Genomic DNA, 12,924 nt, shown 5'->3' on the forward strand with positions numbered 1-12,924 from the left:
CATAGTGAGTATAAAGTGGTTCGTCCCACGATGCTAGGCGAGTCTTCACAAAAATACGGGGAAACCCCAATAAATCATAGGAGGTGCATAATGAGCACATACGCAATCATTAAAACTGGCGGAAAACAAGTTAAAGTTGAAGTTGGTCAAGCTATCTACGTTGAAAAATTGGATGTTGAAGCTGGTCAAGAAGTGACATTTAACGAAGTTGTTCTTGTTGGTGGTGATAAAACTGTTGTCGGAACTCCACTTGTTTCTGGAGCTACTGTAGTTGGAACTGTTGAAAAACAAGGAAAACAAAAGAAAGTCGTTACTTTCAAGTACAAACCTAAAAAAGGTAGCCACCGCAAACAAGGTCACCGTCAACCTTACACTAAAGTTGTCATCAACGCAATCAACGCTTAATTTACAGGAGAACACATGATACAGGCAGTCTTTGAGAAAGCCGAAGATGGCGAGCTGAGGAGTGCGGAAATTACTGGACACGCCGGAAGTGGCGAATACGGCTTTGATGTCGTGTGTGCATCGGTTTCTACGCTTGCCATAAATTTCATCAATTCAATTGAAAAATTTGCAGGCTATGAACCAATCCTAGAATTAAACGAAGAAGAAGGCGGATATTTACGAGTAGAAATCCCTATGGATATTCCGCCGCATCAGAGAGAAATGACTCAGCTTTTCTTTGAATCATTTTTCTTGGGAATGGCAAACTTATCGGAGAACTCTTCTGAGTTCGTCCAAACCAGAGTTATCACAGAAAACTAACACGGAGGAAAAACACTATGTTAAAAATGAATCTTGCAAGCTTGCAACTTTTCGCCCACAAAAAAGGTGGAGGTTCAACGTCAAACGGACGTGATTCACAAGCAAAACGTCTTGGAGCTAAAGCAGCTGACGGACAAACTGTAACTGGAGGATCTATCCTTTACCGTCAACGCGGTACACACATCTACCCAGGTGTTAACGTTGGCCGTGGTGGAGACGATACATTGTTCGCAAAAGTTGAAGGTGTAGTACGCTTTGAACGTAAAGGTCGCGATAAGAAACAAGTATCAGTGTATCCAATTGCGAAATAATTCATTATTGATAAAAATCCCTGTCTCAAGATCGGGATTTTTATTTTTGGTAAAAATTGAAATCGTTTCCTTGACATTTTCTCTTCTTAGTGTTTTAATATACCCTATAGGGGTATAAAGGAGAAAAAATATGTTTCATTTTTTTACAAAAATAGATAGTATTTCAACGGATGAGTTGGAGAAGCGATTGAAGTCCAATATCCAACTAATTGATGTACGGACACCATCCGAATTTCGTAGAGGACATATCAAAGAGGCCCAGAATATTCCTTTGAGCCAAATTGGTCAATTTGCTCCAGCTAAAAAGGAGACGATTTACGTTATTTGCCATTCAGGCGTGCGGAGCAAGATGGCAGCGAAAAAGCTGAAGAAAAAGGGCTATGATGTTGTAAATGTCCGCGGTGGTATGAGCGCTTGGACAGGGAAAACCATTAAGTAGAAGGGGTTAAACAATGAAAATTATTATCGTTGGTGGAGTTGCAGGCGGTATGTCTGCGGCAACACGTTTAAGACGGATGATGGAAGATGCTGAAATTGTGATTTTTGAAAAAGGTCCTTTTGTATCTTTTGCGAACTGCGGTCTGCCTTATTATATTTCTGGTGAAATTGCTGAGCGAGATGCTCTCTTGGTTCAAACACCTGAAAGTCTCAAGGCGCGTTTTAACTTGGATGTGCGACCTTTTCATGAGGTGGTGAAAATTTCGCCTGAAGATCATACGGTGACGGTGGCTCATGACGGTTCAGAGTTCACAGAGCAGTATGACAAGCTGATTCTTTCACCGGGGGCGAAGCCTTTTATTCCTGAGATTGAAGGACTTTCAGAAGCAAATAATGTATTCACTTTGCGCAATGTTCCAGACTTGGATCAGATCATGTTAGCCTTGGATAAAGAGCCACAAGAGGCTGTTGTCGTAGGTGCTGGATTTATCGGTCTGGAAACGGCTGAAAATCTACGCAAGCGTGGCTTGAATGTAACAATCGTAGAAAAAGCGCCGCATGTTTTGCCACCGCTGGATGAGGAAATGGCAGCTTTTGTCCAAGCTGAATTAGCGGACAAGGGAGTGAAGGTCATTACTTCCCAGTCAGCTACTCGCTTCGAAGAAAATGGCAAAATAATCGTCTTGGAAGATGGTCAAAAATTGGCTTCAGATGTGACCATTCTCTCTGTCGGGGTCCAGCCTGAAAATAGCTTGGCTAAGGCAGCAGGGATTGAAACTGGTCTTCGTGGGGGCATCTTGGTCGACGAGCATTATGAAACAAGCCAGAAAGATATTTTTGCAGTCGGCGATGCTATCCTTGTCAAGCAGGAAATCACTGGTGAAGATGCCCTGATTGCCCTAGCTTCGCCTGCTAATCGACAAGGTCGTCAGGTAGCAGATGTTATTGCTGGCTTGGAGCGGAAGAATAAGGGAAGCATTGGTACGGCTATTGTGCGTATCTTTGATATGACAGCCGCTTCCACAGGCCTGAACGAGCGTTTCCTTCAGCAAAATCAGCTGCCTTATCAAGCGATTCATGTCAGCGGTAAGGATCATGCAGGCTACTATCCAGGTGCGACTGACTTGACCTTGAAATTGCTCTTTGAGCCAAAAACTGGAAAAATCTATGGTGCTCAAGGTGTGGGCAAAAAAGGCGTTGATAAGCGGATTGATATTCTGTCGACAGCTATCAAGGGCAATCTCACGATTTTTGATTTGCCAGAGCTGGAGTTCACCTATGCACCACCTTTTGGCTCAGCCAAGGATCTGGTCAATATGCTGGGCTATGCAGCTATGAATCTAGCGGAAGGCTTGAGTGAAAATATCCAATGGCACCAGCTGGAAGACGAGTTGGCAAGCGGGAAAGTCTTTTTAGATGTTCGGACGCTCAATGAATTTAAGCAAGGACGCTTAAAGGCGGACAAGACAGTCCATATTCCTCTGAATGAACTCAGAGAACGCTTGGCTGAGCTGGATAAGGAAGAAGAATATATCGTGAGCTGCCACAGCGGTCTGCGCAGCTATATTGCCGAGCGAATCTTAAAACAAGCAGGATTTGCAGTGAAAAATCTAGACGGAGCTTATGCTTTGTATAAAATGGTAAAACCAGAAGGAGTAGAAAAATGAAAACTATATCAGTGGCTGACTTAGAAAAGCAGTATCAATCTGAAAAATTGGCCATCGTAGATGTGCGCGAAAGACATGAATTTCAAGCGGGTCATATCCCAAATGCTGGAAATCTTCCGCTTAGTGAGTTGGAAACTGGCTATAAAAAGCTGGATCCTGACTACAAATACTATGTCATTTGCCAAGGAGGTGCACGTTCAGCGACTGCTTGCCAATTTCTTGCCATGCAGGGCTTTGATGTGACCAACGTATCAGGTGGCATGAACGCTTGGTCTGGAGAGACGGAATAAAAGATAAAAAGGATTCAAGTCGTTGCTTGAATCCTTTTTTCCTCTTCTTCTTATTTTCGATTTACCAGAAAATGAATAGCTTTCTCTATTCTTTCCCTTTGCTTTTTCGGATCATCAGATGGATTTTCTAGGCAATCCGTTAAATTCTCAGTAATAACCATCTCAATAACACGGTCAACGCTGGAGCGGACGGCTAATAACTGTGTGAGAATATCTGAACATTCCCTGTCCTCTTCAATCATTTTTTGAATGCCTCTTAACTGTCCCTCGGAGCGCTTGAGGCGGGTAATATAATTAGAATTCACGGTGATTTCCTCGTTTGTTTACATTGAGTTTATTATATGCTTAATCTGTATATTTGTCAATTGGATTGGTTGGAGGTAGTTTTCAGAAATTTTCCATAATCACTCTCTGATTCCTCTATTTACTTTTTATCAGAATTCTGGTATAATAGCTTATGTTATAAAATATAACATAGAAATTGAACTAAGAGAATACTAAATAAAATAAGGGCTTATCTTTATTTCCGATCCTCTTATTCTTGGACTTTTCTCTCAATTTTTGGAGGTGTATTTATGAAAGTATCAAAAATGCTTTTAGCTACTGGAGTGGTACTCAGTGCAGGAGTATTCTTGTCAGCTTGTGGCAAATCTTCATCCAGCACAACTACATATTCTTATGTTTATGCCAGTGATCCAGATAGCTTGAACTACCTGACCACTAACCGTGCAACTACATCAGACGTTATTACAAACCTTGTAGATGGTCTTTTGGAAAATGATGAATATGGAAATCTAGTTCCTTCTCTTGCAGAATCATGGACAGTTTCTCAAGACGGCCTGACTTACACATATAAGCTTCGTAAGGATGCTAAGTGGTTCAATGTTGATGGCGAAGAAGTTGCAAATGTGAAAGCTCAAGACTTTGTGACTGGACTTAAATATGTGGCTGACCAGAAGTCTGAAGCCCTTTACCTGATTCAAGACTCGATTAGTGGCTTGGATGCCTATGTCAAAGGCGACGAAAAAGACTTTTCAAAAGTCGGAGTGAAGGCAGTAGATGATTATACTGTTCAATACACGCTGACACGCCCAGAGCCTTATTGGAACTCTAAAACTACGAATAATATCTTGTTCCCTGTCAATGAAGAATTTTTGAAGTCTAAAGGAAAAGATTTTGGTTCTGTTGATCCATCAAGTATTCTTTACAACGGTCCTTTCCTTTTGAAATCTTTGACCTCTAAATCGTCTATGGAATTCGTTAAGAATCCAAATTATTACGATAAAGACAAGGTCAGTCTAGAACATGTCAAATTAACCTACTATGATGGATCAGACCAAGAATCTTTAATTCGCAACTTCAGTGATGGTGCTTATAGTGGTGCCCGTCTCTATCCGAATACTTCAGGATTTGCGGCAGTTAAGAAGAAATATGCGGACAATATCCTTTATAGCCCACAGGATGCGACCTCATATTACTTTAATTTCAACTTCAACCGTCAATCATACAATCACACTTCCAAAACAAGTAATGATCAAAAGAATGCAACAAAAGAAGCGGTTTTAAATAAGGACTTCCGTCAGGCCGTCAATTTTGCCCTTGACCGGACTTCTTATGGTGCGCAAAGTAATGGTAAAGATGGAGCTACCAAGCTGTTGAGAAATACGCTTGTTCCACCAACATTTGTTCAAATTGGCGATCAAACATTTGGCCAAGTCGTTTCCTCTAAATTAGTGAATTATGGTACAGAATGGGCGAATATCGATCTGACAGATGCTCAAGATGCTTATTATAATCCAGAAAAAGCTAAGGCAAGATTCGCTAAAGCCAAGGAAGCTTTAGAGTCTAAGGGAGTTCAATTCCCAATTCATTTGGACCTTCCTGTAGACCAGGCTGACAAGGTGAGTATCCAATGGGCAAGTTCAGTAAAACAATCAATTGAATCAACCTTGGGTGCAGAAAATGTAGTGATTGACCTGCAGAAGATTAGTGTGGATGATTTGAACAACATCACCTATTTTGCAAATACTGCAGCTCAAAAGGACTATGACTTCTATACAGGGGGCTGGTCAGCTGACTATCAAGACCCATCTACCTACTTAGATACTCTAAATGTAAATAATGGCGCTAGCTTGCAAAACTTTGGCTTTGAGCCAGGCCAAGATATGGACAAGATGAAAGAGCTGGGCTTGGACACTTATACTAAGATGTTGGAAGAAGCAAATGCTGAAACAACAGATGTGAAAGTTCGCTATGAAAAATATGCGGATGCACAAGCTTGGTTGCTTGATAGTGGGATTATCATGCCGACCATTTCAGGAGGCGGTAGTCCTTCTGTAAGTAAGTCCAAACCTTTCAGTCGTGCCTATTCACTCGTTGGAATCAAGGGATCTCCCTTCAATTTTAAATATACAAAACTCAGAAGTGAGATTGTAACGACCAAAGAATATGAAGAAGCTAAGAAAAAATGGCAAGAAAAAACGTTGGAATCTAACAAAAAAGCCCAAGAAGAACTAGCAGATCATATTGAAAAGAAATAAGAGATTAAAAGATTAACTTTCTTTGAAAGTTAATCTTTTTGATTTGATCTAGATTAGAAATTTCGTAAAAGGAGCTATTTAGGCTTGTTTTTTTGTGAAAAATTAGTTATAATAAATAAGTTGCCACCCTTAGTGTAATGGATATCACGTAAGATTCCGGTTCTTGAGATGGGAGTTCGATTCTCTCAGGGTGGATGACTGAAGCTTGGACTCGAGAGAGTCCTTTTTTGTTTTCTAAGAGAGGAGACAGCTATGGTGGTGAAGTTAATCGCCCATACCTTGATTGAGAAGAATGGGCAGTATTTGCTGATCAAACGCTCAAAAATAAAGCGTGGGCTTCCTAATGTTTATCCATCTTATTGGGATATTCCTGGCGGAAGCGTAGAAGAGAACGAACTCCCCAGAGAAGCAGCTCTACGCGAGGCTATGGAAGAGGTTAATCAAAAGATTCGGATTGATAAGATCATTCATGAAGATAGTCAGTTTGACTCAAGAAAAAATGCTGTTTTTACACGCTTGGTTTATGAGGCTAAGATTATAGAGCAGCGCGATATCCTATTGGATCCAGAAGAGCATACAGACTTTATTTGGCTTTCTTCTTTGGAGGACTTAGAGGGAGAGCTGATTGTTCCTTATTTAATTGATATTTTTTCTGATAGATTCCACATAAGATAACAAAAAAACACCCCCTTTTTTATCAGGAGATGTTTTTTCTGATTAGTTTTTAGATGCTTCTTGGAATTCTGGATTTTTCCAAGCTTCGTCAATAATTGCTTGCAATTCTTTAGCAGATGCTTGCATTTTTTGAGTTTCTGCATCGTTCAATGGGATATTTACTGGACGAACGATACCGTGTGCACCAACAACTGCTGGTTGACCGATGAAGACATCTTTCACACCGTATTGGCCTTCTTGGAAGACTGAAAGTGGAAGTACAGCATTTTCATCGTCAAGGATAGCTTTTGTGATACGAGCAAGGGCTACAGCGATACCGTAGTATGTAGCACCTTTCTTGTTGATGATTGTGTAAGCAGCATCACGAACACCTTCGAACAATTCGATCAATTCAGACTCTTGAACATTTTGAGTATCTTTAAGGAATTCTTCAAGGTTTACACCTGCGATGTTTGCATGTGACCAAACAGCGAATTCTGAATCGCCATGCTCACCCATGATGTAGGCGTGGACTGAACGAGCATCAACATCCAATTTTTCAGCAAGTGCTTGACGGAAACGAGCTGAGTCAAGTGAAGTACCTGAACCGATAACGCGTTCTTTAGGGAAGCCTGAGAATTTCCAAGTTGAGTAAGTCAAAACGTCAACTGGGTTAGCAGCAACAAGGAAGATACCATCGAAACCTGATTCAACAACTTGTGTTACGATTGATTTGTTGATGGCAAGGTTTTTACCAACGAGATCAAGACGAGTTTCACCTGGTTTTTGAGGCGCACCCGCAGTGATAACAACAAGGTCAGCGTCTGCACAGTCAGAGTATTGAGCTGCGTAGATCTTTTTAGGTGAAGTGAAGGCAAGGGCGTGGCTAAGGTCAAGCGCATCACCTACAGCTTTTTCGTGTAATTGTGGAATTTCGATAATTCCAAGCTCTTGTGCAATTCCTTGGTTAACAAGCGCGAAAGCGTAAGATGAACCTACGGCACCGTCACCAACAAGGATGACTTTTTTATGTTGTTTAGTAGCAGTCATTTCTAAACATCTCCTTATTATTTTTGGGGTTTTCCCCATACAATTACATTCTACCACTTTTGATACAGTTTGTCACGGCTCACCGTGGTATTTTGACCCCTAAAAGGCTATGTAAACGTTTTTATATTCGGTTTTAAATACTGAAAATATAGCTAAAATGTGGTATAATGAGATAGTGATTTAATATTGAAATGAGGCATTTTTTAATGCAAGATAGAAACTTAGTAGATGTCAATTTGACCAGCGAAATGAAGACCAGTTTCATCGATTATGCAATGAGTGTTATCGTGGCTCGGGCTCTTCCAGATGTTCGCGATGGTCTTAAGCCGGTTCATCGCCGGATTCTTTATGGCATGAATGAGCTAGGCGTTACGCCTGATAAGCCTCACAAGAAATCAGCTCGTATCACAGGGGATGTCATGGGTAAATACCACCCGCATGGCGATTCCTCTATTTATGAAGCGATGGTGCGGATGGCTCAATGGTGGAGCTATCGCTACATGCTGGTAGACGGCCATGGAAACTTCGGTTCGATGGACGGAGACGGGGCCGCTGCCCAGCGTTATACAGAAGCACGTATGAGCAAGATTGCTCTGGAGATGCTTCGTGATATTAATAAAAACACTGTTGACTATATTGACAACTATGATGCCAGCGAGAGAGAACCGGTAGTTCTTCCTGCTCGCTTTCCTAACTTGCTTGTAAATGGAGCGACAGGGATTGCCGTTGGGATGGCGACTAATATCCCACCTCATAATCTTGGTGAGTCTATTGATGCTGTTAAGCTGGTTATGGACAATCCAGAAGCAACGACTCGTGACATCATGGAAGTCCTGCCTGGACCAGATTTTCCAACAGGTGCACTGGTTATGGGTAAGTCTGGTATTCACCGGGCTTATGAAACAGGGAAGGGTTCAATTGTTCTTCGTTCTCGCACTGAAATCGAAGAGATGAAAAATGGCCGAGAGCGAATTGTCGTAACCGAGTTTCCATACATGGTTAATAAGACTAAGGTCCATGAGCACATCGTTCGTCTGGTGCAGGAAAAACGCATTGACGGTATCACAGCTGTTCGTGATGAGTCCAACCGTGAAGGGGTCCGTTTTGTTATTGAGGTTCGCCGTGATGCCTCTGCCCATGTCATTCTAAATAACCTTTTCAAGTTGACTCAGATGCAGACCAATTTCAGCTTCAATATGCTGGCCATTCAAAATGGAGTGCCGAAGATTCTGTCTCTGCGTGAGATTTTGTTGGCCTACATTGAGCACCAAAAGGAAGTGGTGACTCGACGGACTGCCTTTGATAAAGAAAAGGCGGAAGCGCGAGCACACATCTTAGCTGGTTTGCTGATTGCGCTGGATCACATTGATGAAGTGATTCGCATCATCCGTAATAGCGAGACAGATGCAGAAGCACAGGCTGAATTGATGGCTAAATTTGAGCTGTCTGAGCGCCAGAGTCAGGCTATACTCGACATGCGTCTGCGTCGTCTGACTGGTTTGGAACGCGATAAGATTCAGTCAGAGTATGACGAGCTGATTGCCTTGATTGCGGACTTAGCTGATATCTTGGCTAAGCCAGAGCGCGTTGTCGCTATTATCAAGGAAGAGTTAGACGAGGTCAAGCGTAAATATGCGGATGACCGCCGAACTGAGCTGATGGTAGGAGAAGTTCTTTCACTTGAAGATGAAGATTTAATTGAGGAAGCGGATGTTTTGATTACCTTGTCTAATAAAGGCTATATCAAACGTCTGAATCAGGCTGAATTCACTGCTCAGAAACGTGGTGGACGCGGTGTTCAAGGAACTGGTGTCAAAGATGATGACTTCGTCAAAGAGCTGGTTTCAACGAGCACTCACGATAGACTGCTCTTCTTTACTAACAAAGGCCGAGTCTATCGTCTCAAGGGCTATGAAATTCCTGAATACGGCCGGACAGCCAAGGGCTTGCCAGTGGTCAATCTCTTGAAGCTTGATGAAGGAGAGAACATTCAGACCATTATTAACGTCCAGCAGGACAGTAGCGATCATTCCTACCTTTTCTTTACAACCCGTCTAGGTGTGGTTAAACGAACCAGCGTAACAGAGTTTGCTAATATCCGTCAAAACGGTCTCAAGGCCTTGAATTTGAAAGATGAAGACGAGTTAATCAATGTTTTTCTGACGGACGGCGCTGCAGACGTTATTATTGGTACTAAGTTTGGTTATTCTGTTCGTTTCAATGAGACAGCTGTTCGGAGCATGAGCCGTAGTGCGACTGGTGTTCGCGGAGTCAATCTGCGGGACGGCGACCAGGTCGTTGGAGCAGGTGTGATTACTGAGGGAGACGAAGTGCTTGTCATTACCGAAAAAGGCTATGGTAAGCGAACTCTTGCTAGCGAGTATCCAACCAAGGGCCGTGGTGGTAAAGGGATAAAAACAGCCAATATCACTGATAAGAACGGACCTCTCGCTGGTCTGATGACCGTCACTGGCGAAGAAGATTTGATGATTATCACCAATACAGGTGTCATTATCCGTACCAGTGTGGCTAATATTTCTCAGACAGGCCGCTCAACTATGGGAGTGAAGGTTATGCGTCTGGACCAAAATGCTCAGATTGTTACCTTTACAACGGTTGCGCCTGATGAAAAAGACGATGAGGAAGAAGTAGAGTAAGAGGAGGATGAATGTGAAGAAATCTAAGAAGAAATTCAAGCTCAGAAATTTCATCATTAACTGCGCGGTTTTCCTTTTATTTCTAGTTTCCCTAGCTCTGATTTTCAACTCGTCTATCCGAAATATGATCATGGTTTGGCACACGAATCAATACCAGGTTAGCAAGGTCTCTAAGGAAGAAATCAAGCAGAATAAGGCAGTCGAGTCAAGTTTCGAGTTTAGCGATGTCCAATCTCTTTCTACAGAAGCGGTGATTAATGCTCAGTGGCAGGCTCAAAAATTGCCAGTTATCGGTGGCATTTCAATTCTTGAAGTTTCGATGAATCTGCCAATTTTCAAAGGTTTGGATAATGTTGGCCTTTACTATGGTGCTGGCACTATGAAAGAAGATCAACAAATGGGACAAGGAAACTATGCCTTAGCCAGCCACCACGTCTTTGGAATTACTGGAGCCAGTGACATGCTCTTTTCACCGCTAGATCGTGCCAAAATAGGGATGAAAATCTATATCACGGATAAGGATAAGATCTATACTTATACGATTTCTAGTATAGAAAGTGTCGCGCCAGAGCGCGTGGATGTCATCAATGACACAGAGGGAGTTGCTGAGATCACTTTAGTCACATGTGAAGATGCGGCAGCAACCAGTCGAACCATTGTCAAAGGTACGCTTGAAAGTACGATTGACTATGACAAGGCACCAAAAGATATTTTAGATGCTTTCAGTCAATCTTATAATCAAATGCAGCTATAATAAGAAATATTGTAAAACGAAGTAACTTTTGTTACTTCGTTTTTTAATTGATAAAACTAAAATAATATACGAACAGATACTAGAACGCTTTCAAAGAATATGCCTTCTTTATTAGATTGTGCTATACTTATGTTAGTATGGTACTCTTTTAGTCAAGAAAGGAAATTATCATGAAAATATATAAATCACTTTTAATATTTTTTATAACATTTATATGTTTAGGAAATATCACTGCCTGTAGCCAGTCCAAAACAGCAGAAATGAAGTTTGATTTCATAATGACAGCAGAAGATAAAAAGAGACTTCATAAAGAAGAAGAGCAAATTGCTTTGTATTTGGTGAATCATTATGAAGATGTGAAAAAAATAGAATTTGTAAATTTTTATAAAGGTGGTTTTGGGACGGGGGATTCTATATCTGTTAAGATAAATTCAAATAATTATATAAAACCAATTACTTTAGGAGATCCAAGTGGCGAGTATATTATTAGCTATAATCCTGAGAACTTTCATCTGAATGAAAAGAATCCGCCAACTCAATTAGATAATCTAAAAAATATTGAGATTAAATATTATGAGGAGATAGAAAGGTGATCTCCATTTCAGATAAAAATCATAATAAATTAGCAAAAGAGGCTTACNACTTGAACCAAAGAACGAACAAATTTGCTTGATATATGATTGTTTTTATTAAAATATGCTATAGGTAGTATAGTTGAAGATTTTGAGATTTATAAAGAAAAGGAGTATTTATGAAAATATCTAAGTTACTTTTGATAGTATTTATTGGGTTTCTAGGGATAGGAACACTCAGTGCCTGTAGTCAGCAGAAAAAAACAGGACAGAAAGAGAAAGTTACTATGACAAAAGAAGAAAAAAAGGAACTTCGTAAAGAGGAAGAGAAAATAGCTTTGTATTTGGTGAATCATTACGAGGATGTGAAAAAGATTAAGTTTGATAAATTTCACAGGGGAGGATTAGGGATAGCAGATTCAATAAGTGTTATTGTCAATGATGATAGTTATATAAAACCAATTATATTTAACGATGATAGTGAAAGATATTCTGTTGATTATGATCCGAGTGATTTTCATTTAATAAAAAAGAAAAATTCTACGGAATTAACCAGTCTTGATGGGATTGAAGTGATATATTATGAGGAAAAGTAAATTGATTATAGAAAGATAATATAATTGAGGTATGAAATCGTCAATTTCAAGTTATTGATGACGCTGCATAAAGAAAGGAGTATTTATGAAAATATCTAAGTTACTTTTGATAGTCTTTATTGGAGTTTTAGGGTTGGGAACACTCGGCGCCTGTAGTCAGCAGAAAAAAACAGGACAGAAAGAGAAAGTTACATTGACAGAAGAAGAGAAAAAAGAAGTTCAAAAACAAGAAAAAAATCTAGCTTTGTTTTTAGTGAATAACTATGAAGGGATTAATAAAATTGAGTTCACAGATGTCTCTAGAAAAGAATTTGCCCAGTCTAGAAGTGTTTTTCTAAAAGTGAATGATAATATTAGTATTAGTTCGTTTTTAGATGACAATTATGATAATGGCTATAGTTTAGTCTATAAAAAAGGTGAGAAGACTTTAATGAAAAAGGAAAAACCGACTGATTTTGAGACACTTGAAGGAATTGAAGTAATATATAATTTAGGTACATAATATGTCGAAAATTACTGAAAAAGATTATAAAGAATTAGCACGTAATGTGTATAAATTTTATCCAGAATAATATAAAAGTGAACAGCAAATAAAAATTGGAGATCCTATTGATATAAACGGCCGTCAAT

General features: G+C 40.2%; 15 protein-coding genes, 1 tRNA gene and 1 other annotated feature (1 of these 17 cut by a window edge). Of the genes, 14 read left to right on the forward strand and 2 right to left on the reverse strand.

Features of this window, described 5'->3' with window-relative positions; all coding sequences use genetic code 11:
• Positions 1 to 55 (forward strand) — a sequence feature (ribosomal protein L21 leader region); it begins 33 nt to the left of the window's first position.
• A gap of 35 nt (positions 56 to 90) precedes the next feature.
• The 6 genes from rplU (at position 91) to D8797_RS04600 (ending at position 3,471) form a co-directional block, all read left to right on the forward strand.
• A complete protein-coding gene (rplU, locus tag D8797_RS04575; protein WP_005591928.1) occupies positions 91 to 405 on the forward strand; it encodes a 50S ribosomal protein L21 in 315 nt (104 codons plus the stop codon).
• 15 nt (positions 406 to 420) lie between these two features.
• A complete protein-coding gene (locus D8797_RS04580) occupies positions 421 to 765 on the forward strand; it encodes a ribosomal-processing cysteine protease Prp (RefSeq protein WP_005590407.1) in 345 nt (114 codons plus the stop codon).
• A 17-nt stretch (positions 766 to 782) separates the two neighbouring features.
• Positions 783 to 1,076, forward strand: a complete 294-nt coding sequence (gene rpmA / locus D8797_RS04585) for a 50S ribosomal protein L27 (RefSeq protein WP_005590406.1) — start codon at positions 783 to 785, stop codon at positions 1,074 to 1,076.
• Positions 1,077 to 1,206: 130 nt separating this feature from the next.
• Positions 1,207 to 1,515 (forward strand): rhodanese-like domain-containing protein, encoded by a 309-nt coding sequence (locus D8797_RS04590; RefSeq protein WP_045497485.1) that lies wholly within the window; start codon positions 1,207 to 1,209, stop codon positions 1,513 to 1,515.
• 13 nt (positions 1,516 to 1,528) lie between these two features.
• A complete protein-coding gene (locus D8797_RS04595) occupies positions 1,529 to 3,181 on the forward strand; it encodes an FAD-dependent oxidoreductase (protein ID WP_125379443.1) in 1,653 nt (550 codons plus the stop codon).
• Positions 3,178 to 3,471: a rhodanese-like domain-containing protein gene (locus tag D8797_RS04600; protein WP_125379444.1), complete on the forward strand. Its 294-nt coding sequence runs from the start codon at positions 3,178 to 3,180 to the stop codon at positions 3,469 to 3,471. Before D8797_RS04595 ends, D8797_RS04600 begins: the two co-directional genes overlap by 4 nt.
• A 50-nt stretch (positions 3,472 to 3,521) precedes the next feature.
• Here the strand turns inward: D8797_RS04600 and D8797_RS04605 are convergent, their stop codons facing one another.
• A complete protein-coding gene (locus D8797_RS04605) occupies positions 3,522 to 3,776 on the reverse strand; it encodes a metal-sensitive transcriptional regulator (RefSeq protein ID WP_015605027.1) in 255 nt (84 codons plus the stop codon).
• 270 nt (positions 3,777 to 4,046) lie between these two features.
• Here D8797_RS04605 and D8797_RS04610 point away from each other — a divergent pair, with 270 nt between their 5' ends.
• The 3 genes from D8797_RS04610 to D8797_RS04620 all read left to right on the forward strand — a co-directional run bounded on the left by D8797_RS04610 (position 4,047) and on the right by D8797_RS04620 (position 6,686).
• The gene (locus D8797_RS04610) at positions 4,047 to 6,011 is read left to right on the forward strand and encodes a peptide ABC transporter substrate-binding protein (RefSeq protein WP_125379445.1); all 1,965 of its coding nucleotides are present in this window, start codon (positions 4,047 to 4,049) and stop codon (positions 6,009 to 6,011) included.
• Between the two features lie 123 nt (positions 6,012 to 6,134).
• Positions 6,135 to 6,206, forward strand: a tRNA-Arg gene (locus D8797_RS04615).
• Positions 6,207 to 6,263: 57 nt separating this feature from the next.
• Complete coding sequence (locus D8797_RS04620) at positions 6,264 to 6,686, forward strand: NUDIX hydrolase (protein ID WP_125379446.1); 423 nt, start codon at positions 6,264 to 6,266, stop codon at positions 6,684 to 6,686.
• Positions 6,687 to 6,728: 42 nt separating this feature from the next.
• On the opposite strand, the gene D8797_RS04625 is transcribed toward D8797_RS04620, so the two are convergent.
• Positions 6,729 to 7,715 carry an L-lactate dehydrogenase gene (locus D8797_RS04625; protein WP_005591942.1) on the reverse strand — a complete coding sequence of 329 codons (987 nt, stop codon included), beginning with the start codon at positions 7,713 to 7,715 and terminating at the stop codon, positions 6,729 to 6,731.
• Positions 7,716 to 7,921: 206 nt separating this feature from the next.
• Here D8797_RS04625 and gyrA point away from each other — a divergent pair, with 206 nt between their 5' ends.
• The 5 genes from gyrA (at position 7,922) to D8797_RS04650 (ending at position 12,796) form a co-directional block, all read left to right on the forward strand.
• Entirely contained in the window at positions 7,922 to 10,372 is a 2,451-nt protein-coding gene (gyrA, locus tag D8797_RS04630) for a DNA gyrase subunit A (protein ID WP_221760757.1), read from the forward strand.
• Between the two features lie 7 nt (positions 10,373 to 10,379).
• Complete coding sequence (locus D8797_RS04635; RefSeq protein WP_125379448.1) at positions 10,380 to 11,126, forward strand: class A sortase; 747 nt, start codon at positions 10,380 to 10,382, stop codon at positions 11,124 to 11,126.
• A 170-nt stretch (positions 11,127 to 11,296) separates the two neighbouring features.
• The gene (locus D8797_RS04640; protein ID WP_125379449.1) at positions 11,297 to 11,719 is read left to right on the forward strand and encodes a ubiquitin carboxyl-hydrolase; all 423 of its coding nucleotides are present in this window, start codon (positions 11,297 to 11,299) and stop codon (positions 11,717 to 11,719) included.
• 158 nt (positions 11,720 to 11,877) lie between these two features.
• Positions 11,878 to 12,294 carry a ubiquitin carboxyl-hydrolase gene (locus tag D8797_RS04645; RefSeq protein ID WP_125379450.1) on the forward strand — a complete coding sequence of 139 codons (417 nt, stop codon included), beginning with the start codon at positions 11,878 to 11,880 and terminating at the stop codon, positions 12,292 to 12,294.
• Between the two features lie 85 nt (positions 12,295 to 12,379).
• Positions 12,380 to 12,796, forward strand: coding sequence for a ubiquitin carboxyl-hydrolase (locus D8797_RS04650; RefSeq protein ID WP_125379451.1), 417 nt, complete (start codon positions 12,380 to 12,382; stop codon positions 12,794 to 12,796).
• Positions 12,797 to 12,924 lie beyond the last annotated feature (128 nt).

The sequence above is a fragment of the Streptococcus cristatus genome (assembly GCF_003944225.1).
In the GTDB taxonomy this organism is placed as follows: Bacteria; Bacillota; Bacilli; order Lactobacillales; family Streptococcaceae; genus Streptococcus; species Streptococcus cristatus_K.